23 protein-coding genes are annotated in these 22,473 nt (G+C 70.5%); 6 read left to right on the forward strand and 17 right to left on the reverse strand.

The features are described from left to right. Positions 1-66: 66 nt before the first annotated feature. Both ACFUJ1_RS27685 and bluB read left to right on the forward strand, forming a co-directional pair. Positions 67-1,302 carry a fatty acid desaturase family protein gene (locus ACFUJ1_RS27685; RefSeq protein ID WP_378650087.1) on the forward strand — a complete coding sequence of 412 codons (1,236 nt, stop codon included), beginning with the start codon at positions 67-69 and terminating at the stop codon, positions 1,300-1,302. A 113-nt stretch (positions 1,303-1,415) separates the two neighbouring features. Then, positions 1,416-2,036: a 5,6-dimethylbenzimidazole synthase gene (bluB, locus tag ACFUJ1_RS27690; protein ID WP_378650184.1), complete on the forward strand. Its 621-nt coding sequence runs from the start codon at positions 1,416-1,418 to the stop codon at positions 2,034-2,036. A 46-nt stretch (positions 2,037-2,082) separates the two neighbouring features. Here bluB and ACFUJ1_RS27695 read toward each other — a convergent pair whose 3' ends face one another. The 17 genes from ACFUJ1_RS27695 to cofD all read right to left on the reverse strand — a co-directional run bounded on the left by ACFUJ1_RS27695 (position 2,083) and on the right by cofD (position 19,203). After that, positions 2,083-3,372, reverse strand: coding sequence for an acetyl-CoA C-acyltransferase (locus tag ACFUJ1_RS27695; RefSeq protein WP_378650089.1), 1,290 nt, complete (start codon positions 3,370-3,372; stop codon positions 2,083-2,085). A gap of 104 nt (positions 3,373-3,476) precedes the next feature. Further along, positions 3,477-4,172: a ribosome hibernation-promoting factor, HPF/YfiA family gene (hpf, locus tag ACFUJ1_RS27700; RefSeq protein ID WP_378650091.1), complete on the reverse strand. Its 696-nt coding sequence runs from the start codon at positions 4,170-4,172 to the stop codon at positions 3,477-3,479. A gap of 226 nt (positions 4,173-4,398) precedes the next feature. Beyond that, positions 4,399-5,043, reverse strand: a complete 645-nt coding sequence (locus tag ACFUJ1_RS27705; protein ID WP_378650092.1) for a ComF family protein — start codon at positions 5,041-5,043, stop codon at positions 4,399-4,401. A 97-nt stretch (positions 5,044-5,140) separates the two neighbouring features. Then, on the reverse strand, positions 5,141-6,946 hold the full coding sequence (gene lpqB, locus ACFUJ1_RS27710; protein ID WP_378650094.1) for an MtrAB system accessory lipoprotein LpqB: 1,806 nt from the start codon (positions 6,944-6,946) through the stop codon (positions 5,141-5,143). Further along, positions 6,943-8,694 (reverse strand): MtrAB system histidine kinase MtrB, encoded by a 1,752-nt coding sequence (mtrB, locus tag ACFUJ1_RS27715; protein ID WP_378650096.1) that lies wholly within the window; start codon positions 8,692-8,694, stop codon positions 6,943-6,945. Before mtrB ends, lpqB begins: the two co-directional genes overlap by 4 nt. Then, complete coding sequence (mtrA, locus tag ACFUJ1_RS27720; protein ID WP_378611603.1) at positions 8,691-9,368, reverse strand: MtrAB system response regulator MtrA; 678 nt, start codon at positions 9,366-9,368, stop codon at positions 8,691-8,693. The genes mtrB and mtrA overlap by 4 nt, the downstream gene beginning before the upstream one ends. Before the next feature lie 78 nt (positions 9,369-9,446). Next, on the reverse strand, positions 9,447-10,094 hold the full coding sequence (locus ACFUJ1_RS27725; RefSeq protein WP_378650098.1) for a dTMP kinase: 648 nt from the start codon (positions 10,092-10,094) through the stop codon (positions 9,447-9,449). Positions 10,095-10,146: 52 nt separating this feature from the next. Then, positions 10,147-11,628: an adenosylhomocysteinase gene (ahcY, locus tag ACFUJ1_RS27730; RefSeq protein WP_378650100.1), complete on the reverse strand. Its 1,482-nt coding sequence runs from the start codon at positions 11,626-11,628 to the stop codon at positions 10,147-10,149. A gap of 116 nt (positions 11,629-11,744) precedes the next feature. Continuing rightward, entirely contained in the window at positions 11,745-12,482 is a 738-nt protein-coding gene (locus tag ACFUJ1_RS27735) for an esterase/lipase family protein (protein WP_378650102.1), read from the reverse strand. 39 nt (positions 12,483-12,521) lie between these two features. Next, positions 12,522-13,682 (reverse strand): alkane 1-monooxygenase, encoded by a 1,161-nt coding sequence (locus ACFUJ1_RS27740; protein WP_378650104.1) that lies wholly within the window; start codon positions 13,680-13,682, stop codon positions 12,522-12,524. Between the two features lie 211 nt (positions 13,683-13,893). Further along, the gene (locus ACFUJ1_RS27745; protein ID WP_378650106.1) at positions 13,894-14,514 is read right to left on the reverse strand and encodes a TetR/AcrR family transcriptional regulator; all 621 of its coding nucleotides are present in this window, start codon (positions 14,512-14,514) and stop codon (positions 13,894-13,896) included. Positions 14,515-14,554: 40 nt separating this feature from the next. After that, positions 14,555-14,737: a rubredoxin gene (locus ACFUJ1_RS27750; protein WP_233020156.1), complete on the reverse strand. Its 183-nt coding sequence runs from the start codon at positions 14,735-14,737 to the stop codon at positions 14,555-14,557. Beyond that, a complete protein-coding gene (locus ACFUJ1_RS27755) occupies positions 14,734-14,901 on the reverse strand; it encodes a rubredoxin (RefSeq protein WP_233020157.1) in 168 nt (55 codons plus the stop codon). Before ACFUJ1_RS27755 ends, ACFUJ1_RS27750 begins: the two co-directional genes overlap by 4 nt. Then, on the reverse strand, positions 14,898-16,121 hold the full coding sequence (locus tag ACFUJ1_RS27760) for an alkane 1-monooxygenase (protein WP_378650109.1): 1,224 nt from the start codon (positions 16,119-16,121) through the stop codon (positions 14,898-14,900). The genes ACFUJ1_RS27755 and ACFUJ1_RS27760 overlap by 4 nt, the downstream gene beginning before the upstream one ends. A 105-nt stretch (positions 16,122-16,226) precedes the next feature. Continuing rightward, entirely contained in the window at positions 16,227-16,745 is a 519-nt protein-coding gene (locus ACFUJ1_RS27765) for an NUDIX hydrolase (protein ID WP_378650111.1), read from the reverse strand. Further along, positions 16,742-18,091, reverse strand: a complete 1,350-nt coding sequence (locus ACFUJ1_RS27770) for a coenzyme F420-0:L-glutamate ligase (protein ID WP_378650186.1) — start codon at positions 18,089-18,091, stop codon at positions 16,742-16,744. Before ACFUJ1_RS27770 ends, ACFUJ1_RS27765 begins: the two co-directional genes overlap by 4 nt. A gap of 53 nt (positions 18,092-18,144) precedes the next feature. Further along, positions 18,145-19,203, reverse strand: a complete 1,059-nt coding sequence (cofD, locus tag ACFUJ1_RS27775; protein WP_378650113.1) for a 2-phospho-L-lactate transferase — start codon at positions 19,201-19,203, stop codon at positions 18,145-18,147. 448 nt (positions 19,204-19,651) lie between these two features. Here cofD and ACFUJ1_RS27780 point away from each other — a divergent pair, with 448 nt between their 5' ends. The 4 genes from ACFUJ1_RS27780 to ACFUJ1_RS27795 all read left to right on the forward strand — a co-directional run bounded on the left by ACFUJ1_RS27780 (position 19,652) and on the right by ACFUJ1_RS27795 (position 22,447). Continuing rightward, complete coding sequence (locus tag ACFUJ1_RS27780) at positions 19,652-19,885, forward strand: WhiB family transcriptional regulator (RefSeq protein ID WP_157103768.1); 234 nt, start codon at positions 19,652-19,654, stop codon at positions 19,883-19,885. Positions 19,886-19,988: 103 nt separating this feature from the next. Further along, positions 19,989-20,477: a metallopeptidase family protein gene (locus ACFUJ1_RS27785; protein WP_357026163.1), complete on the forward strand. Its 489-nt coding sequence runs from the start codon at positions 19,989-19,991 to the stop codon at positions 20,475-20,477. A 98-nt stretch (positions 20,478-20,575) separates the two neighbouring features. Then, a complete protein-coding gene (locus tag ACFUJ1_RS27790) occupies positions 20,576-20,950 on the forward strand; it encodes a DUF3499 domain-containing protein (protein ID WP_233020986.1) in 375 nt (124 codons plus the stop codon). Between the two features lie 120 nt (positions 20,951-21,070). Further along, positions 21,071-22,447 (forward strand): phosphomannomutase/phosphoglucomutase, encoded by a 1,377-nt coding sequence (locus ACFUJ1_RS27795; protein WP_378650115.1) that lies wholly within the window; start codon positions 21,071-21,073, stop codon positions 22,445-22,447. The last annotated feature ends 26 nt before the right edge of the window (positions 22,448-22,473 follow it).

Consider the following 22,473-nt stretch of genomic DNA (forward strand, 5'->3'; position numbering starts at 1 on the left):
CAAGACCACAGCGGGAGCAAAGAACTCGTAACCTACGGTCTCGTAACTTACGATAGAGTAACCACCATGGCTATTTCGGATGTCAAGGAGTACGCGCACCTCACGGAGACCGACGTCGAGGCGCTCGGCGAGGAATTCGACGCGATCCGGCGTGACATCGAGTCGTCGCGCGGCGCGGCCGACGCCCGCTACATCCGCAACGTCATCCGGTTGCAGCGCGCCCTCGAGATCGCCGGGCGGACGGCGCTCTTCGCCGGCAACAAGCGCCCGGCGTGGCTGGCGGGCGTCGCCCTGCTCGGCACGGCCAAGATCATCGAGAACATGGAGATCGGCCACAACGTCATGCACGGCCAGTGGGACTGGATGAACGATCCGGAGATCCACTCCAGCTCGTGGGAGTGGGACAACACCGGGCCGTCCAAGCACTGGAAGCAGACGCACAACTTCCTGCACCACAAGTACACCAACGTGCTCGGCATGGACGACGACATCGGCTACGGCCTGCTGCGCGTCACCAGGGACCAGCGCTGGAAGCCGTTCAATCTCGGCAACCCGGTGTACAACCTGCTCCTGCAGCTCTTCTTCGAGTTCGGGGTCGCGGTGCAGCACCTGGAGCTGGGCAAGGTCGCGGCGGGGCGGTTCAAGGGCGACGCCGAGCGCGCGGAGTTCGAGCGCAAGCGCCAGGAGGTGCTCGTCAAGGTCGGCCGCCAGATGGCCAAGGACTACGTGGTGTTCCCCGCGCTCACCGGCCCGGCCTGGAAGAGCACCATGACCGCGAACCTCGCCGCCAACATGGTGCGCAATGTCTGGACCAACGCGGTGATCTTCTGCGGGCACTTCCCGGACGGCGCGGAGAAGTTCACCAAGGCCGATATCGACGGCGAGTCCAAGGGCCAGTGGTACCTGCGGCAGATGCTCGGCAGCGCGAACATCAGCGGCGGCCCGGTGATCCACTTCATGACCGGCAACCTGAGCCACCAGATCGAGCACCACCTCTTCCCCGACCTGCCGAGCAACCGCTACGTGCACATCGCGGTGCGGGTGCGCGAGCTGGCCGACAAGTACGACCTGCCGTACACCACCGGCTCGCTGCCGGTGCAGTACTTCAAGGCGTGGCGCACCATCCTCAAGCTCTCGCTGCCGAACAAGTACCTGCGCGCCACCGCCGACGACGCGCCGGAGACGGCGTCGGAGCGCAAGTTCGGCGGCAACGCGGTGCCGGTCATCGACCCGGAGACCGGGCGGCGGCGCGGGCTGCGCAGCGCGCTGACCGCGGGCAGGCGGCGGCTCAGCCGGCGCTGACCACGCTTCCCGAACGGCCTCGCACCTGCCCGGTGCGGGGCCGTTCGGCCGTTCGGGGTGCGGAAACCTGATTCACTGATGGGGTGTGTGCCAACGATGTCCACCAGCACGCCCTGAGCGTCTACGAAGCCATCCGCCTGCGCCGCGACGTGCGCGCCGAGTTCACCGGTACCCCGATCGACGACGACACCCTGTGGCGGCTGCTCGACGCCGCGCACCGGGCGCCGAGCGTCGGCAATTCGCAGCCGTGGGACTTCGTCGTTGTCCGCGAACCGGCGACGCTGGAGCGGTTTGCCTGCCACGTCGCCGAGAAGCGCCGCGAGTTCAGGGACAGCCTGCCGCCGGAGCGGGCCGCCACCTTCGACCCGATCCGGATCGAGGGCATCCGGGAGAGCGGGACCGGCGTCGTCGTCAGCTACGACCACGCCCGCGGCGGGCCGAACGTGCTCGGCCGCGCCACGGTGCCGGAGACCGGGATCTTCTCCACCGTGCTCGCCATCCAGAACCTGTGGCTCGCGGCCACGGCCGAGCAGATCGGCGTCGGCTGGGTGTCGTTCTACGACGCCGACCACCTCGCCGAGCTGGTCGGGCTGCCGCCCGGGGTGCAGCCGGTGGCCTGGCTCTGCGTCGGTCCGGTGCGCGAGTTCCAGCAGGTGCCGGATCTGGAGCGGTTCGGCTGGCGGGCCGGGCGCACCCTCGAGCAGGCGGTGCACCGGGAGCGGTTCGGCGGGTGAGGGACGCCCGAGCCGCGGCGGCACCGGGCCAGGGGCGCGGCAGCGGTCAGACCCGCTCCAGCACCGCGGACGCGCCGATGCCACCGGCGGCACAGATGCCGAGCAGCGCGGTCTGCGCGCCGGTGCGGGCGAGCTCGTTGGCCATCGTGGTGACCATGCGGGCGCCGGTGGCGCCGAACGGGTGGCCGAGCGAGACCGAGCCGCCGTGCACGTTCACCCTGGCGGGATCGACCGCGCCGACCGCGGTCTCCCGGTCCAGCCGGGTCTTGGCCCATTCGTCGCTGGCCAGCGCGGCGAGCACGGAGAGCGTCTGGGCGGCGAACGCCTCGTGGATGTCGACCAGGTCGACGTCGGCGAGCGCGAGCCCCGCCTTGTCCAGCGCGCGCGGCATGGAGATGGCCGGGCCGATCAGCACCTGGTCGGTGGGGTCGACGCTGACGTAGCTCCAGGAGCGGAAGGCGGCGAGCGGAGTCAGCCCCAGTTCGCGGGCCTTCTCCTCGCTCATCAGCAGCACGGCGGAGGCACCGTCGGTGAGCGGGCTGGCATTGCCCGCGGTGACGGTGCCGTCGGCGGCGAAGACCGGCTTCAGCCTGGCCAGCTTCTCGACGCTGGTATCGCCGCGGACCAGGCCGTCGCGGGTGACGGTGCGACCGTCCGGGGTGGTCACCGGCACCACCTCGGCGTCGAAGCGGCCGGAGGCGATGGCGGCCGCGGCCCGCTGGTGCGAGCGGACGGCGAACTCGTCCTGCGCGGCTCGGCCGATGCCGTGGATCCGCGCCATCTTCTCCGCCGACTCCCCCATCACCTCGCCGGTGGTGCGCTCGGCGATCTTCGGCCGGGTCGGCAGGATGTCGGTGAAGGGCGCCAGCTGCCGCACCGCGGCCAGGTAGTCCTTCGGCTTCGGCTTGCCGAGCGCGATCGGCGCGGCGGCGTGCACCACGTGCTGCGGCAGCTTGATCTCGGCATTGCTGGTGGAGTCGCTGCCGCCCGCGATCATCACGTCGTACTCGCCGCGCTCGATGGCGGCGGCCGCGGTGGTGACGGCCTGTAGCCCGGAGGCGCAGGCCCTGGTCACCGTGTGGCCCTCGCAGCCGGGGTCGAAGCCGAGGTCGAGCGCGATCTCCCTGGCGATGTTCGGCGCCGCGCTCGGCAGGATCACACCGCCCCAGACGATCGCCTGCACCAGCTGCTTGTCCAGCCCGGTGCGCTCGAGCAGCCCGCCGACGGCGGCGTCCGCGAGCGCGATCGAATCGAGCCGGGTGAAGTCGGTGAAGGCGCGGACGAAGGGGGTGCGGGCGCCTGCGACGACGACGGCACGGCGAGCGGTGGAGGCCATGGCCGTAACTTACCCTACGGTAAGGTCCGCCGGGCCGGATTGTCCCGGACACACCACCGGCCGGTGCGCGAGGCACCGGCCGGCGGCTGGAGGCGGGGGCTCGATCAGGCCAGTCGGATCAGGCCGTAGTCGAAGGCGTGCCTGCGGTAGACCACGGACGGCCGGTCGGTCTCCTTGTCGTGGAACAGGAAGAAGTCGTGGCCGACCAGCTCCATCTGGTACAGCGCGTCGTCGACCGTCATGGGCGCCGCGGAGTGCACCTTGGTGCGGACGATGTGGCCGGGGCCCTGGTTCTCGTCGGCGGGCGCCCAGGGGTCGGGCTCGCTCTCGGCCTGGGCGTCGGGGTGCGCGTGCGTGGAGCCGTTCCGGCCGAAGAGCGTCTCGTCGACCAGCTCGGCAGTGGCCTCGGCGACCGAGAGCGGCGTCTTCTCGCCGTAGTGCACCTTGCGCCGGTCCTTGGTGCGGCGCAGCCTGCTCTCCAGCTTGGCGGTCACCGACTCGAAGGCGGCGTAGAAGCTGTCGGCGCAGGCCTCGGCCCGGACGATCGGGCCCTTGCCGCGCGCGGTGATCTCGACGCGCTGGCAGCTCTTGCGCTGCCTGCGGTTGCGTTCGTGGAACAGCTCGACGTCGAAGAGGAAGATCGACGGGTCGAACCGTTCGAGTCGGGAGAGTTTGTCGGCGACGTAGATGCGGAAGTGGTCGGGCACTTCGACATTGCGGCCCTTGACCACGATGTCAGCCCGGCTGGCTCCTCCCTCGGCGGTGGTTTCCGGTTCGTCCAGCGTGCCGCCGCGCGGCATCGAAGGATCTGCGTCTTGGACTGAAGGACGTGATGACGTCACGCGTACCTCCCGGATAGGGCCGCACCGTCGAAATGGCGGGCGGCGGGGATTGATCGTGCCGATCGGCTCTCCGCTCGGCACCGAATGTCCGAGGCCCCACCTCCAACTCCCGTGTCGGGTGTGTGTTCGCGACGCTAGTCCGCCCGCGACCGGTCCGCCACTGTTCACGCAAATTTTCCGTCGATCACGTTCCGCATGTCACCAGCACGTCATGAATGGGTATCCGGTAGCGTCGCGCGACCCGGACCGACTCGGCCGCGGTCGCCCCGGTGGTCAGCACATCGTCGACCAGGAAGACCTGGGGATTCACTGTCCCGGACAGCGTGGCGAGCACCTCGGGCCTGACCACGACCCGCGCTGTCAGATTGCGCCTGCGTTGCGCCGGAGTCAACCCGACCGAATCGCGCGTACCGTGCCGCGATCGCAACAGTGGCGCCATCCGGCAACCGGGCAGCCAACTCGCCGCCACCGCCGCTGTCCGGGCCACCGGATCGCCGCCGCGGCGGCGGGCGGCGGCGGCCCGGCCGGGCGCGGGGATCAGCAGCAGCGGGCGGCCGGGGGTGCGCAGCCGGTGCAGGCCGCGGGCGAGGGCGTAGCCGAGCGGGGCCGTCAGATCGCGGCGGCCGCGCTCCTTGAGCGCGAGCACCGCGCGCCGTCCCGGCCCCGCGTACGGGCCGAGCGCCCAGCACGGCACGCCCGGGTCGGTGCGCGGGCGCAGCCGGGTCGGCGGGCCGTCGAGCGCGCTCGCGCACTCGGGACACCACGGGAGGCCGGGCAGGCCGCAGCCGCCGCACTCGACGGGCAGGATCAGATCCAGCAGGGTCCGCATGACCGGCAAGTGTGGCCGGAGCCACCGACACGACGGGTTCGCCGCCCGGATCGGCAGCGCCGACGCATCGCCGCCGAGCCGGAGGTGCTCGGGCCGATCAGCCTGGCAGCACCGGGACCACGTTCTCGCCGGTCAGCCCGGGTACCTCGCGCCAGAACCCCTCGGTGGTGACCGGCTGGCCGTACTGCAGCTGCAGCACCGCGCGGGAATCGGCGACGTACCAGGTGTCCAGCGCCGCGCTGACCACCCGCATCGGCGGGGTCAGGTTCTGCGAGGTCTGGGTGACCTGCTCGGAGCCGTCGATGGAGACCGTGACCACCGGGTCGACATTGCCCTCGCGGGCGATGATGATGGTGTCGCCGCTGAGCCAGCTCAGCGAGACCGCCCTGGTGCTGAGCCCGACGGCGAGCGGCTGCGGCGCGGTGAAGGCGTAGCGGCCGTCCGGGCGGCGCTCCACCACCGCGACGTACACCTTGCCGTCCGCGATCAGCGCGGCGCGCACGCCGCTGCCGGAGATCCGCAGCTCGGTGATGGGCGGCCGGGGCGAGAGCGCCGAGGTGACCGCGGTCAGCGCGGAGATGTCGACATCCTGCTTGGAGACGGTGCCGGTGGCCCGGTCGGCGGCGGCCCTGACCACCCGCTCGCCGTCGACGACGGCCCAGGCGGCGCTGCCGTCCGAGTTCCAGGTGGGTCGGCTGATGGTGGCGCCCTCGGCGACCGGGAAGGCGTCGCCGCCGTAGCTGCCGACCATGAGGGTGGCGCGGCCCGCGTCGGCGGCCACCGCGGCGACAAGCTGGCCGTCCTCGGAGAGCGCGGCCGACTGCAGGTTGTTCACCCCGCCGAAGTAGCCGGGCACCGGGGTGATGCCGGTCTCCCGCACCTGCATCAGCGTGCCGTTGCGCAGCGCGAAGAGCCCGATCTTGTTCCGCAGGTGCGCGTCGGGGGTGTACTGCTCGATATCCGCGACCGACCAGCCGTTGGCGGCGAACCGGTCGTCCAGCGCCTTGCCGTCGGCGAGCAGCACGTACGGGCCGAGCACCTCGGCCGCCGAGAGCGTCGCGACCACCTGGGCCGCGAGCAGCTCCTTGTCCCGCGGGGCCAGCGCCGCGGCGCCCGCCAGATCGATCCGGACCCCGCCGAGCCCGACCCCGACCTCCTCCGGGTCGCCGTTGGCCTTGGTCACCGCCCCGCGCAGCGCCACCGGCGGCGCGACGACGGTGCGCACGTTCTCGGTGAGCGCGGGCTGCGGGCCGTCGAGCAGCAGGTCGAGCAGGCGCTGGGTGCGCTGCGCCGGCGGCACCGAGACCCAGCGCAGGTCGGGAACGAGCGAGCTGCCGTTCGGGTCGAGGAAGTAGAGCGCGTGCCGCTGGTACGCCTTGGCGAAGGCGGCATTGTCCATGACGACGCCGTCCGGCAGCTCGTCGATCCGCCACTCGCCGCCGACCCTGGTCATCTCGATCTTGTTTTCCAGCATCGAGCCGTCCGACGGCCGGTACGACCCGTCCGCGGAGAGCTCGCCGACCTTGCGCGCCCGGATGACGTAGGTCGCGGCGTCGCCGCCGCGCGATTCGCGCAGCGTGTCCGGCTTCTCCACGATCACGGTGCCGGCCGCGTCGTCCCAGCGGGTGGAGGCGGACGCGGTGAGGTACTGCCGCGCCGCCTCGTGCCGGTTCGCCGGGGTGGCGGTGGCCTGCAGGAAGTCGCGGAGCAGCAGGTCGGGGTCGCGGCCGGAGATGGGCGGCGGCGGGCCGTCCGAGGTCGGTTCGCGGTCCAGCGTGCCGAGCGCCTGCGGGGCCGACGACTCCGGCAGGCTGGCGCAGCCGGTGAGCAGCACCAGCGCGGCCACCAGCACGCCGATCACTCCCCGGCGCACGGCGGCGAGGGGTCGGGTACGCATCGTCATGACTGTACGTCCCGGTTCTCGGCCAACCCCCGACCGGTGGAGTACGTGCCGTTCTCCACACTCGCGACGAACTCCGCGATGGGGTCAAGGGGAAGCCGGACGGTGTCTGCCTCGTCCGGTTCGGGCTCGGTGCGGATCGGCACCTTGCGCGGCGCGTCCAGCGGCAGCGGGCTCGGGCCGAGCTTGCTCCCGCGGGCCATCGGCAGGGTGAGCCGGAAGCTGGCGCCGCTGCCGAGCTCGCCCCACGCCTCCAGTCTGCCCTCGTGCAGGTGCGCGTCCTCCTGGCTGATCGAGAGCCCGAGGCCGGTGCCGCCGGAGCGGCGCATGCGCGAGGGGTCGGAGCGCCAGAAGCGGTTGAAGACCAGCTTCTCCTCGCCCGGCCGGAGCCCGACGCCCTGGTCGCGGACGATGACGGCGAGCGCGTTGGCCTGCTGGTCGCCGCGCATCCGGATCAGCACCGGCTTGCCGTCGCCGTGGTCGATGGCATTGGCGAGCAGGTTGCGCAGCACCCGCTCGACGCGGCGCGGGTCCACCTCGGCGACCAGCGGATCCTCCGGCAGGTCGGCGACGACCTCGACCCCGGCGTCCTTGGCCAGGTGCCGCACGGTGGAGATGGCGGCCTTGGCACACATCCGCACGTCCAGCGACTCCACCTGCAGTTCGGCGACGCCCGCGTCGTGGCGGCTGATCTCCAGCAGGTCGTTGAGCAGCCCCTCGAACCGGTCCAGCTCGTTGACGAGCAGCTCGGCGCTGCGGGCCAGCGCGGGCGAGAGCTCGTCGCTGCTGCTGTGGATGAGGTCGGCGGCCATCCGCACGGTGGTGAGCGGGGTGCGCAGCTCGTGGCTGACGTCGGAGGTGAAGCCCTTCTGCAGGTTGCCGAACTCCTCCAGCTGGTTGATCTGGGTGGAGAGGCTCTCGGCCATCTCGTTGAAGGCCTGCGCCAGCTTGGCCATGTCGTCCTCGCCGCGGACCAGCATGCGCTCCTTGAGCCTGCCGTCGGCGAAGCGCCCCGCGATCCGGGCGGCCGACCGGATCGGCAGCACCACCTGCCTGGTCACCAGTGCGGAGATGGCGGCGAGCAGGACCAGCAGCACGGCGCCGCCGACCAGCATGGTGCCGCGCATGAGCGCGAGGCTGCGCTCCTCGTTCACCAGCGGGAAGACCAGGTAGATCTCCAGGGTCGGGATCTCGGCGCTCGGGCTGCCGATCACCAGCGCGCGGCCGCGGTAACCGTCCGGGTCGTCGACGGTGGCGAACTGGTAGCTGATCTGGCTGCGCTGCACGAAGCGGCGCAGCTCCTCCGGCACCTCCTGCACCGGCCCCGAGGTCATCTGCTGCGGCGGGGTGCCGCCGATGACGGTGAGCGCGGAGTCGAAGCTGCCCGCGACGCCGCCGGACTGCCCGGTGCCGCCGCGGTTGGAGAGCGAGTCCCGCGCCTCGGCCAGCTGCTGCTGCTGGATGCCGTTGCCGTGCGCGCCCGCCAGCTGGCTCTCCACCGTGTTCCTGGCGCGCTCCATCTCCTCGATCGCCGCGTTCAGCTTGGCGTCCAGCAGCCGGTCGGTGATCTGGCTGGTGAGCACGACGCCGAGCACGGTGATGACGATGAGCGAGAGGGTGAGGGTGGAGACGATGACGCGCAGCTGCAGCGATCGCCGCCACAGGTGGCCGAGTGCGACGCCCTGGCGCTGCGCCCACGCCGCGGCGATCTCGACCGCCGGGCGCAGGCGCGCGATCAGGCGGTCGATCACGGCGGTCCGGCCTTGTACCCGACCCCGCGAACGGTCAGTACGATCTCCGGATTCTCCGGGTCCTTCTCGACTTTCGCGCGCAGCCGCTGCACGTGCACGTTCACCAGCCTGGTGTCGGCGGCGTGCCGGTAGCCCCAGACCTGTTCCAGCAGCACCTCGCGGGTGAAGACCTGGCGCGGCTTGCGGGCCAGCGCGACGAGCAGGTCGAACTCCAGCGGGGTGAGCGAGATCTGGGTGCCGTCCCTGGTCACCTTGTGCGCGGGCACGTCGATCACGATGTCGGCGATGGAGAGCTGCTCGGAGGGCTCGTCCTCGGTGCGGCGCAGCCGCGCCCGCACCCTGGCCACCAGCTCCTTGGGCTTGAACGGCTTGACGATGTAGTCGTCGGCGCCGGATTCCAGGCCGAGCACCACGTCGACGGTGTCGGTCTTGGCGGTCAGCATGACGATCGGCACGCCGGAGTCGGCGCGCAGCACCCGGCACACGTCGATGCCGTTCATGCCGGGCAGCATGAGGTCGAGGAGCACGAGGTCCGGCCGGATCTCCCGCACCGCGGAGAGCGCCTGGGTACCGTCGCCGACCACGTGCGGGTCGAACCCTTCCCCGCGCAGGACGATGGTCAGCATCTCGGCGAGAGCCATATCGTCGTCGACGACCAGAATCTTCGGCTTCATGATTCCTATGTTGTCATCTCGGTGGCGGGCGACGGGCCGCCACGCCAACACTGGCGAATTCGCACCGCACCCGCCACGCTATCGGCGCAGTACCGCGGCGAGCCGGTCGGTGACCGTGGCCGGATCGTCATCCGGGCGGTAGCGCCACCAGGGACCGGCCCAATCGCGTTCGGCCAGCTCACGGTACACCGCGCCGGTGCGAAGTTGCAGCTCGGCATCGCGTTCGTAGGCGTCGAGCCCGCGGCCGGGGTCGAGGCGGCCGCGGCGCAGGGCCCGCTCGGCGGCCAGCTCGGTCGGCACGTCGAGCAGGATCTGCAGGTCGGGGCGCGGCAGCCCGAACCGGTCGTACTCCAGTTCCGCTGTCCAGGAGACGATCTCGCCGTCCGCGGTCTGGCCGAGCCGGGCCGCGCTGTAGGCGGCGTTGGAGGCGACGTAGCGGTCGAGCACCACGAAATCGTGCTCGGCGAGCAGCTTCTCCAGCTCGTCCTTCGCCCCCGCCCGGTCCAGCGCGAAGAGCAGCGCCATGCCGGAGACCGAGGCGGCCAGGTCGCCGTGCTCGCCGCGCAGCGCCTCGGCGGCGAGGTCGGCGTGCACCGAGCGCCCGTACCGCGGGAAAGCGAGCGTGGCGGTGCGCGATCCGCGCGCGGCCAGATCGCTGACGACCCGCTCGGTGAGCGTGCGCTTGCCGGAGCCGTCCAGCCCTTCCAGCGCGATGAGGGTGCCCATGCGCAGGGAGACTACGCGGGGCCCCGCCGGCTGCCCGGCGGGGCCCGGTGCGTCAGTACCGGTAGTGGTCCGGCTTGAACGGGCCCTCCACGTCCACGCCGATGTACTCGGCCTGGTCCTTGGTGAGCTTGGTCAGCGTGCCGCCGAGCGCCTCGACGTGGATCTTGGCGACCTTCTCGTCCAGGTGCTTGGGCAGCCGGTAGACCTCGTTGTCGTACTCCTCCGGCTTCGTCCACAGCTCGATCTGGGCGATCACCTGGTTGGAGAAGCTGTTCGACATCACGAACGACGGGTGCCCGGTCGCGTTGCCCAGATTCAGCAGCCTGCCCTCGGACAGCACGATGATCGCCTTGCCCGAGTCGAAGGTCCACAGATCGACCTGCGGCTTGATGTTCAACCGGTCCGCACCCGAGCGCTCGAGCGCGGCGATATCGATCTCGTTGTCGAAGTGGCCGATGTTGCCCAGGATCGCCTGGTCCTTCATCGCCTTCATGTGCTCGAGGGTGATGATGTCCTTGTTACCGGTGGAGGTGATCACGATATCGGCGTGCCCGATCGCCTGCTCAACGGTGACGACGTCGTAGCCGTCCATCAGCGCCTGCAGCGCGTTGATCGGGTCGATCTCGGTGACCTGCACCCGCGCGCCCTGCCCGGCAAGCGATTCCGCACAGCCCTTGCCGACATCGCCGTACCCGCAGATCAGCACCTTCTTGCCACCGATCAGCACATCGGTGCCGCGGTTGATGCCATCGATCAGCGAGTGCCTGGTGCCGTACTTGTTGTCGAACTTCGACTTGGTCACCGAATCGTTGACGTTGATCGCCGGGAACACCAGCTCCCCCGCGGCCGCGAACTGGTACAGCCGCAGCACACCGGTCGTGGTCTCCTCGGTCACCCCGCGCACCGACTCCGCGATCGCCGACCACTTCCCGCCCTCGGTCGCCAGCCGCTCACGCAGCAGGTTCAGGAAGACCTTGAACTCCGCGGAGTGGTCCTCGTCCTCGGGCGGCACGACCCCGGCCTTCTCGTACTGCGCGCCGCGCAGCACCAGCATGGTCGCGTCGCCGCCGTCGTCGAGGATCATGTTCGTCGGCTCGCCCGGCCAGGTCAGCATCTGCTCCGCCGCCCACCAGTACTCTTCCAGCGTCTCGCCCTTCCAGGCGAAGACCGGGGTGCCCTTTGGCTCGTCCACCGTGCCGTGCGGGCCGACCACGACCGCCGCGGCAGCGTGGTCCTGGGTGGAGAAGATATTGCACGACGCCCAGCGCACCTCGGCACCGAGGGAGGTCAGCGTCTCGATCAGCACCGCGGTCTGCACCGTCATGTGCAGCGAACCGGAGATCCGCGCACCCTTCAGCGGCTGCACCTCCGCGTATTCACGGCGCAGCGCCATCAAGCCGGGCATCTCGTGCTCGGCCAGCCGGATCTCCTTACGGCCGAACTCGGCCAGCGACAGATCCGCCACCTTGTAGTCGATGCCATTGCTGACATCGGCCGTCAAAGCGGTTTCAGTGGAAAGTTCGGAAGTCGTCATCTGCCTCTCCAGGGATTGGGCGGCGGTACCCGGCAAGGCTAGCCGCTCGGTCGTGTGCCGTGCCGGGGTGTCCCCGGCTGCGGCGGCCGAACGTACCGAGCCGAATTCGATGCGGCTCAGCCGAACGGAGCGCCGCTCGGGAAGAGCGTGGACTCCGCGGTGATCGCGCCGTCCGGTTCGTCCGCGTATTCGCCCGCGCAGCCGCCGGCGAGCGCGGAGCGCAGCTGGTCGAGCACCGCGGGCAGCACCGGTTCCAGCGAGTGGTCGATACCGCCGTTGCCGAGGGTCGGGAAGGGGGTGAGGCGGCACTGGCCGCCGTCCAGCCTGCCGTCGCTCCATTCGCGCTCGCTGCGAATGGAGTAGTAGGTGGTGGCGCCGGGGGTGTCGTCCCCGGCGTTCAGCTGCTCCATGAAGGGCGTGCCCGGGCACGCCTCCGGTGCGGCGGGCTGCCCGCAGGCGCCGGGCGAGCCGTACTGCGGTGCGCCGATCCCGACGTACCGCGCCACGGTGTCGGCGCCGCCGAGTTCCCGCAGGTAGTACCGGCTGCTGAGCGCGCCGATGCTGAACCCGGTCAGGGTGACCGGCAGCCCCGGATTCGCGGCGGCCGCCGCCGCGACGGCGCCGTCGATGGCAGCGGCGTCGGCGGCGATGTCGAAGCCCTTCAGGTCGAGCACGACGGGTTCGTAGCCGTCGGCCCGGAGCGCGGCGGCCAGCGGCTGGTAGGGCAGCGCGCCGAGGTACTGGCCGGGCACGATCACCACGACCCCGCGAGCGGGCTCGGCGTGCCCGGTACCGGCGGTGCCGAGCGTGGCGAGCGCAGCCGTGAGACCGACGAACAGAATCCGCTTGAGCATGAAGCGCAGCCTAACCTCACCCCGCCGCGATGTGGGGTGCTAGGCGGCGCTGCCGTACTGCGCGAGCAGTTGCTCGCGCTTGGCCGGCTGCAGGTTGGCCCTGGTGATGTCGCCCCGGTAGTGGGCGAGCACCCGGTGGTCCATGGTCCGTCGCCACAGCGGCGGGAACGCCGCGAACACGATCATCGACGCATACCCCGCGGGCAACTGCGGCGCCACCTCCGAGGTCCGCAACGTCTGATACCGCCGCCCCGGATTCGCATGATGATCACTGTGCCGCTGCAGATGGAACAGGAAGATATTCGTCACCAGACGATCACTGTTCCACGAATCCCGCGGCGAGCACCGCGCCCAGCGGCCGTCGGGCTTCCGCTCCCGCAACAGCCCGTAGTGCTCGACATAGTTGACCGTCTCCAGCAGCGCCGCACCGATCACCGCCTGCAACAGCAGCCACGGCAGGATCGCCACCCCGAACGCCAGCACGAGGCCACCGAACAGAACGATCGTCATCGACCACGCTTGCAGAATGTGGTTCTGCGGCGACCACCACCGCACACCCCTACGTGCCAAGCGCTGACGCTCGATCGAGATCGCCGATCGGAACCCCCCCGACACGCTGCGCGGGAGGAACGCGTACAGCGACTCCCCCAACCGGGCGCTCGCCGGATCCTCCGGGGTCGCGACCCGCACGTGATGGCCACGGTTGTGCTCGACGAAGAAATGCCCGTACGCGGACTGGGCGAGGGCGAGCTTCGCCAGCCACCGCTCCACATGCTCGACTCGATGCCCCAGCTCGTGTGCGGCATTGATCCCGATCCCGGAGACCAACCCCAAGGTCGTGGCGAGCCCGAACTTGTCGAGCACGCTCAGCTCCGAACCGGCCCACATCCAGCAGGCGATCAGCAACCCGATCATCTGGATCGGGAGGAACAGATACGTGCACCACCGGTAGTACCGATCGGCCGACAACCGTTCGTAGTCCTCGTCGCGCGGATTGGACCCGTCTTCCCCGACCAGCCAATCCAGCACCGGGATCGCCACCAGCACGATGAACGGCCCGATCCACCAGAAGATCGCCAACCCTGTCTGATACACCAACTGCGAGGGCAGCAACGCCGAGGCGGGAGCGATCAACCCCAGAAACCATAGGTGCCGTTTCGAGTCGGGCGACGAGCCTGCCCGTGAGTCTGCCGATTGCACCTTCGCTCCGCTACGTATAGCCGTACTTTCTGTGTCATAGGAATAGTTCCAGATCACGCGCGTGTTACACCCCCCTTACAGACAAAAACGTGGCCACGAGCACAATGACAGCGGTCGGTATTTGTCGGGTTCCCCCAAGCGATCTCACGTACGAGGCTACAAGGTCCACAAGCCGGAGGCGAGGGCCGATCCGGCGCCTGTGGACAACTCGTCAGGAGGGGGCGCGGGCCGCGAGGATGGCCTCCACGTACGGGCCGAGCAGCAGGCTCAGCTCCGCGGGGGTGTCGCGGTCGGGCGCGGGCGGGGTGGGGATGTAGCTCATGGCCAGCCGCACCATGGCGTGCGCGAGCACCGCGGATTCCGCGGCCGATGCCGCGACCCAGCTGTGCTGGAACGCCGCGGCCAGCCGCTCCCCCGCGTGTTCGAGCAGCGGCCCGGCGTCCAGGGTGATGAGCCGCAGCAGGTCCAGCTTCACCTCGCCCGCGACGAGCGAGCGGACCAGCGGGTCGCCGGCCGCGTCGATCAGGAAGTCGGCGATGCCGTCGCGGATGGCGGCGCGGGCGTCGCCCACGTTCGCGGCGATGGCCGCCGCGACGTGGTCGACCAGGTCGTCGGCGAGGCGCAGGGCGTAGGCCTGGGAGAGGCCGGTGCGCGAGCCGAACTCGTTGTAGAGCGTCTGCCTGCTCACCCCGGCCCTGGTCGCGACGTCACCGAGGGTGATCTTGGACCAGTCGCGCTCGGTGAGCAGGTCGCGCACCGCGTCGAGCACCGAGGTGCGCAGCAGTTCCCGCGCGGCCTCCTGATACGAAGGCCTTGATCCCGAGCGCGGCATACCCGCGACAGTGGCACGGGCATGCGCCGCAGTCAAAATGTCACGTCCGCTCGATCTCGACCATGAAGAAATCGGCCTTGGCGGCGCCGCAGTCGGGGCAGCTCCAGTCGTCCGGGATGTCGTCCCAGCGGGTGCCGGGCGCGATGTCGTCGTCCGGCCAGCCCTTCGCCTCGTCGTACTCGAAACCGCACTGGATGCACTGGTAGAGCTTGTAGTCGGTCATGCCGGAGCCTCCTCGAAGTCGATTTTCTCGCGGACCCCGCAGTCCGGGCAGGCCCAGTCGTCCGGTACCGCCGACCATGCCGTCCCGGCCGGAAAGCCCTCGTGCGGTTCGCCTTTCGCCTCGTCGTAGGTGTACTCGCAGACGGGGCAGCGGAATGCGCTCACGAGGCGGCGCCGTAGCGGGCGAGCACCTGCTCCCGCCGCGCGGGCAGGATATTGGCCCTGGTGACGTCGCCGTCGTAGTGCGCGAGCACCTTCGGGTCCATGACCTTGCGCCAGAGCGGCGGAATGTACGCGAGCAGGATCATGGTCGCGTAGCCTGCGGGCAGGTTCGGGGCGCCCTCCCAGCTGCGCAGGGTCTGGTAGCGGCGGGTCGGGTAAGCGTGGTGGTCGCTGTGCCGCTGCAGGTGGTACAGGAAGATATTGGTGACCAGGTGGTCGCTGTTCCAGCTGTGCGTCGGCGCGGCGCGCTCGTACCTGCCGCTCGGGGTGCGCTGCCGGAGCAGGCCGTAGTGCTCCAGGTAGTTCACCGCCTCCAGCAGGCTGAACCCGACGACGGCCTGCAGCAGCAGGTACGGCAGCAGCCCGATCCCGAAGATCGCGCAGAGCGCGCCGAAGAGCAGCACCGTCATGGCCCAGGCGCTCAGCACCTCGTTGTGCACGGACCACGGCCCGGAGCCTGTCCGCTCCAGCCGCGCCTTCTCCAGCCGCCAGGAGGAGGTGATCCCGCCCCACACGGTGCGCGGCCAGAAGCGGTAGAAGCTCTCGCCGAGCCGGGAGCTGGCCGGGTCCTCCGGCGTCGCGACCCGCACGTGGTGCCCCTTGTTGTGCTCGATGTAGAAGTGGCCGTAGCCGGACTGGGCCAGCGCGATCCGGGAGAGCCAGCGCTCCAGCTCGACCTTCTTGTGCCCGAGTTCGTGCGCGGTGTTGATCCCGACGCCGCCGATGATGCCGACGGTGACCGCCAGCCCGATCCGGTCCACCGTCCACAGCCCGCCGTCGATGTGCAGCCAGGAGAGGTTGTCCGCGGTGATCAGGTAGCAGGCCAGGATCAGCGAGGCGTACTGCAGCGGCAGGTAGAGGTAGGTGAGGTAGCGGTAGTACCGGTCGTTCTCCAGATACTCCATCACCTCGTCCGGCGGGTTGTCGCCGTCCGGGCCGATGAAGACGTCGGCGATCGGGATGACCAGGTAGATCAGGATCGGCCCGAGCCAGAACGGAACGTGCGCGGCGCCCTCCCAGCCCAGCCGGTTGAAGAGGTAGATCGTCGGCAGCCCGATGAGGAACAGCCCCGCGGGGGCGAACAGCCCCCAGAGCCAGTAGAGGCGCTTGGTGTCGCGCCACGCGGGCGCCTCGATGGACGAAGGTTCGGCTTCGGTGGACATCGTCGTCTCCCATCCCGGTTGCACGGTGTGACATGCGTTACCGCGTTGGATTGACGATACCGCCGATCGTGTCGGCAATCTATACAAATCGAAGAATTTGTACAGTCAGTGCAGCAGGAGGTCCGAATCCGGCGGCAGCGCATCCACCGCCCACCAGCGCAGATCGGTCGATTCGCTGCTGCGCACCGGCACGGCGCCCGGGGGCGCGGTGATCCGGAAGAGCAGGTCGAGGTGGCGGGTGGGCTGCCCGAGCGAGCAGGTGATGGGGTGCGCCTGGGCGCCGTAGAGCCCCGGTTCGAGGGTGAGGTCCGGGATGCCGGACTCCTCGACGGCCTCGCGCAGCGCCGCGGCGGCGACCGTGTCGTCCCCCTCCTCGCAGTGCCCGCCGAGCTGGATCCAGCGCCCGACCCGGGGGTGCAGGGTGAGCAGCACCTCGCGGCCGTCGTGCGACCAGACCACCGCCGATGCCGTCACGTGACCGGGCGCGTGCTCACGCAGACATCCCCGCGGCGCCGAGCCGAGGAAGGCGAGCATCGCCTCGCGCAGCGAGCGCTCGGCCGGCTCGGCCGGGGTCCACTCCGTGAGCAGCGCGGTCGCGGAGACGTGCAGCGACTCCGCGCTCACAACTCGACCAGGCCGTCGCCCGGCGGGCGCGGCGAGCGCGCGGTGAGCTCCTCCGCCGCGTGCCCGATGGCGATGGCGCCCAGCGGTTTCCACTCCGCGGGCAGGCCGAGCACGGCACGGGTGGCTGCGGGCGCGAAGATGGTCGAGCCGATCCAGCAGCTGCCGAGCCCCTCGGCGGCCAGCGCGACCAGCAGCCCCTGCACCGCCGCCCCGACGGCGACGGTGAACATGGTGTCCTCGGCGGCGCGACGGGTGGCGTCGGGGTAGTCGTGCGCGCCGTCCGGCACGCAGAACGGGATCACCACCTCGGGGGCGTCGAAAAGGATGCGGCCCCTGGCGATCCGGCGCTCGATCCGCTCCGGGTCGAGCCCGTCTCCGGTCAGGTCGGCGCGCCAGGCGGCGGCCAGCTCGGTGAGCAGCCGCGCGCGCAGCTCGGGGCTGCGCACCCAGACGAAGCGCACCGGGCGGGTGTGGTGCGGGGCGGGCGCGGTGAGCGCGACCCCGATGGCGGCGCGCACCCGCTCCGGCTCGACCGGCTCGGTGCTGAAGCTCCGCACCGAGCGGCGCAGCAGCACCGCCTCCCTGCGGCCCTTCTCGATCGCCTCCGCGGTGCCGAGCCAGAAGAGGTCCTCCTCGCCGCGACGGATCAGGTCGGCGGCGGTGGAGCCGTCGTCGGTGACCGGGAGCCCGCGGACGACGGCCACCGGAACGCCGCCGAGCTTGCCCTTCACCAGATCCGCCGCCGCGGCGAGTTCGTCGGCGACGGCGACCAACGTCACCTGGAGCTCGTTGCCCTGCCCGTCGATCGCGCCGTTGTAGTCGTGCAGGACGCGCAGGCCGCTGGAGCCGATGGCGGCGTCGGTCTGGCCGTTACGCCAGGCCCGGCCCATGGTGTCGGTGATCACCACGGCGACCCGGACACCGAGCCGCTCGGCGAGCGCGCGGCACAGGGCGGCGGCGCTGCCGTCCGGGTCGGCGGGGAGCAGCACCAGCTCGTCGCGTTCGACGTTGGAGCCGTCGACGCCGGAGGCGGCCTGCACGATGCCGAGCTTGTTCTCGGTGATCAGGGTGCGGCCCTTGCGGGCGAGCACGCGCACGGCCTCCTGCGCGACGAGGGCGCGGCGCGCGGCGTCGCGCTCGTCGGGGTCGCTGGGCGCGTGCGCGATCCGGCCCTCGACCTTGGCGACGATCTTGCTGGTGACCACGAGGATGTCGCCGTCGGCGAGCCAGGGGGCCCGCTCGGCCAGGTGGGCGGCGATGTCGTCGCCGGGCCGGAACTCGGGCAGGCCGGTGATCGGCAGGATGCGCAGCTCGCCGGCGGCATGATCGGCGAGCGGCTCGGTCAGGCCGCCGGAATCCGCGGCACCGGCGCTTCCCGGTGCGTGCCCCGCTTCGAACGTCACGGCTTCACCCCCGCCAGATCCAAGGCCGCCTTGACCATTTCCGCCGTCGCGGCGGGATCGGTCATGAGCAGCGGGACGCTGCGCACCTCGACGCCGTCGATCGCTGCGGTGTCGGTGCTGTGGATGAGCCAGCCGTCCAGGATGCCGGTGCCGGAGCGCGCGCCGTAGTGTCTGCCGACGGCCTCGGCGGTCGTCTCCACCCCGATCACCGAGAGGCACTCGTCGGCCATGCCGCGCAGCGGCTTCCCATCGATGACGGGCGAGAGCCCGATCACCGGCGCCGCGGTGGTGCGCAGCGCGCCGCGAATACCGGGAACTGCGAGGATCGAACCGACGCTCACCACGGGGTTCGAGGGGGCCAGTAATACCGCATCGGCACCTTCTATGACTTCGATCACATTAGGTCCGGGTTTCGCCTCGTCCGCCCCGATTGTGGCGAATCCATGGGTCCGGATGTTCGCGCGATAGCGAACCCACCACTCCTGGAAATGGATCGCGCGACGTTCGCCGGGGTTGTCCGCGTCATCGACAACGACGTGGGTTTCACAGCGATCGTCGGTTGCCGGGAGAAGTTTCACCCCCGGTTGCCACCGATTGCAGAGCGCTTCGGTGACCGCCGACAGCGGATACCCGGCACGCAACATTTCACTGCGAATCAGGTGGGTGGCGATATCTCGATCACCGAGCCCGAACCAGTCCGGCTGCGCCCGATAAGCCGCCAGCTCCTCCTTCGCGTGCCAGCTCTCGCCGACCCGGCCCCAGCCGCGCTCCGTATCGATCCCGCCGCCCAGCGTGTACATGCAGGTATCAAGGTCGGGGCAGATGCGGAGGCCGTGCATCCAGACATCGTCGCCGACATTCACGATCGCCGAGATCTCGGCATCCGGCAGCAATTCCCGGACGCCCTGCAGGAAGCGCGCGCCACCGACTCCACCGACCAGCACCGCGATCCGCCGCTCCGCGCCCGGCGCGGCATCCGCTCGTTGTCCACTCACATCCGCAGAGCCTAGGCCCTGGCGCGATGGAGTACTCTCGACGGTATATTTGCTGCTCATTTGCTATTCCCTCGGGGGACCCCGCCGCGTAATGCGGTGCCGGATAGTAACGGAATAGCTTCATCGGCTTGACCACCGCTGGCACCGGCGTGTCTAATCACAAGCATGTCATTCCGGGTTCGCGCGAGAGATCAACGCGCGAACAAGTTTTCGAACACCTGTTCGCATCGGGACGGCACGTTCGGGGATGTCCGCGGGACTACGTCGCGGGGTAGGGCCGTCGGTGGGCGCATCGGTCCGACGGAAAGAATCTTTCTGCGCTAACACACAGTGAGGAGGCGGAGCGATGGCCATTGAGCTGGACCCTTCGGGCATACCGGACGGCGTATCGCACACCGATTCCACCGCAGGCGCAGTTCGTGGCGTCTGCGAAGACACCGGTCGTGGCCAGGACGAGGGCGGTGCCGAACCACCCCGGTTGAGCCTGATCATCACCGGCTTCGACGAGATGTTCGACTCGATCGAGGAGCAGTGGCAGGAGCGGGCGCTCTGCGCCCAGACCGATCCGGAGGCGTTCTTCCCCGAGAAGGGCGGCTCCACCCGCGAGGCGAAGCGGATCTGCCTCGGCTGCGAGGTGCGCGACGAGTGCCTCGAGTACGCCCTGGCGCACGACGAGCGCTTCGGCATCTGGGGCGGCCTCTCCGAACGGGAGCGGCGCAGGCTCAAGCGCGGCATCGTCTGAGCGGTCGCTCACGCCGCCCCGGCGCGCGAGCGTCCGGGGTCCGGCGCGGGCGGCCGTGCCACGCGACAGCAACGACATCGGGCGGAACGACTAGGTTCGAGCCATGGCCCGTTCCCGTCACCGCCGCCCGCCGACCGCGAGGTCGGTGATCCGCCGCGGCCGCGGTCTGCGCGGTCCGGTGCTCCCGCCGACGGTGCCCGCGTGGCGCACCAGGGGGCAGAAGTTCGACCGGCTCGTGCTCGAGGCCTTCGCGCCGCTCGACTCCAAGTGGCACGACCGCTTGACCAAACTGGACATCGCCGTCGATGATGTTCCCAAAATCCGTCCGCTGCACCCGGATTCGGTCACCTGGCCGGACGAGGTGGTGGCGGACGGCCCGGTGCCGCTCTCCCGGCTGGTCCCCGCGGGCATCGATCGGCACGGCACCGCGACCAGGGCGCGGGTCGTGCTCTTCCGGAAGCCGCTGGAGCTGCGCGCGGGCGATCCGGACGATCTGGTGGATCTGCTGCGCGAGGTGCTCGTCCAGCAGATCGCCACCTACCTCGGGGTCGACCCGGATGTCATCGATCCGGCGGACGACGAGGAGGAGTAGTCCGTGGTATGCCTTTCCGCTGCCGGTGCGACGAATTCCCCAGGCGTGTCTGTCCACATGACGGGGCCCACGGGGTTACTCTCACATTCGTGATCCCCATGCGTCGCTGCGTCCGGCCCGGCTGCAAGAATCCAGCCGTCGCGACGCTGACGTTCGTCTATTCGGACTCGACCGCCGTGGTCGGGCCGCTGGCCGTGGTCGCCGAGCCGCACTCCTGGGATCTCTGCGAAACGCACGCCTCCCGGATCACCGCCCCCAAGGGCTGGGACATGGTCCGGCACGAGGGTGGCTTCAGCACCCCGGACGACGACGACCTGACCGCGCTGGCCGAGGCGGTCCGCGAGGCCGGGCTGCGCCGCAGGCCGCCGGAGCACGACCAGCGCGGGTATCGCGAGCACCTGCCCCCGCCGCCGCGACCGGGACGCACCGGCCGCCGCGGGCACCTCCGGGTGCTGCCCGACCCGCCGAACTGACCTCGGCCGCGCTGGACGGTTCGCCCGCGCGCACCGCGTTCCCCGCCCGGACGACGGCTCCGCCGCCACGCCAACGGCCACCGTCGAGACCGTGCGCCCCCGCCTACTAGGGTGTTCCCCATGACAGTGCCCCGCTCCGCCGACGCCGTGAACGCGGTGATCAAGGCCTACGACGTCCGCGGTGTCGTCGGCGAACAGATCGATGCCGCGTTCGTGCGCGAGGTCGGCGCCGCGTTCGCCCGGCTGATGCGGACCGAGCAGGCGAACCGGGTCGTCATCGGGCACGACATGCGGGCATCGTCGCCGGAGCTGGCCGACGCCTTCGCCGACGGCGTGCGGGCGCAGGGCCTCGACGTGGTGCACATCGGGCTCGCCTCCACCGACCAGCTCTACTTCGCCAGCGGCGATCTCGACTGTCCCGGCGCCATGTTCACCGCGAGCCACAACCCGGCCAGGTACAACGGCATCAAGCTGTGCCGGGCGGGCGCCAAGCCGGTCGGGCAGGACACCGGGCTCGCCACCATCGCGGCCGAGGTGGTCGCGGGGGTGCCCGGCTACGAGGGCGCGGCGGGCGACGCGGTCCGCACCGACCTGCTCTCGGACTACGCCAAGTTCCTGCGCGGGCTGGTCGACCTGGACGGCTCCCGCCCGCTCACCGTCGCGGTGGACGCGGGCAACGGCATGGGCGGGCACACCGTGCCCGAGGTGCTCGGCGGGCTGCGGCAGCTGAGCATCGTCCCGCTCTACTTCGAGCTGGACGGCACCTTCCCGAATCACGAGGCCAACCCGCTCGACCCGGCCAACCTGGTCGACCTGCAGGAGCTGGTGCGGCGCAGCGGCGCCGACATCGGCCTCGCCTTCGACGGCGACGCCGACCGCTGCTTCGTGGTGGACGAGCGGGGCGAGCCGGTCTCGCCGTCCGCGATCACCGCGCTGGTGGCCGAGCGGGAGCTGGCCAAGGCGCCGGGCGCCAGCATTATCCACAATCTGATCACCTCGCGGACCGTGCCCGAGCTCGTCACCGAGCTCGGCGGCAACCCGGTGCGCACCAGGGTCGGGCACTCCTTCATCAAGCAGCAGATGGCCGAGACCGGCGCGGTCTTCGGCGGCGAGCACTCGGCGCACTACTACTTCCGCGACTTCTGGGGCGCCGACTCCGGCATGCTGGCCGCGCTGCACGTGCTTGCCGCGCTCGGCGAGCAGCAGCGCCCGGTCTCCGAGCTGATGGCCGCGTACACGAAGTACGCCGCCTCGGGCGAGATCAACTCCACGGTGGCCGACGCCGCCGGGCGCACCGCGGCCGTGCTCGACGCCTTCGCCGATCGCGCCCGCGCGGTGGACCGGCTGGACGGCGTCACCGTCGAACTGCCCGAGCACGCCTGGTTCAATCTGCGCGCGTCGAATACCGAACCGCTGCTGCGGCTGAACGTCGAAGCCCGATCGGCGGCCGAAGTAGACGCACTCGTGACCGAGATCCTGAACATCGTCCGCTCCTGACTGGAATAGTGGAATCACAGAGACCG

It is taken from the genome of Nocardia sp. NPDC057227, assembly GCF_042669725.1.
In the GTDB taxonomy this organism is placed as follows: Bacteria; Actinomycetota; Actinomycetes; order Mycobacteriales; family Mycobacteriaceae; genus Nocardia; species Nocardia asteroides_A.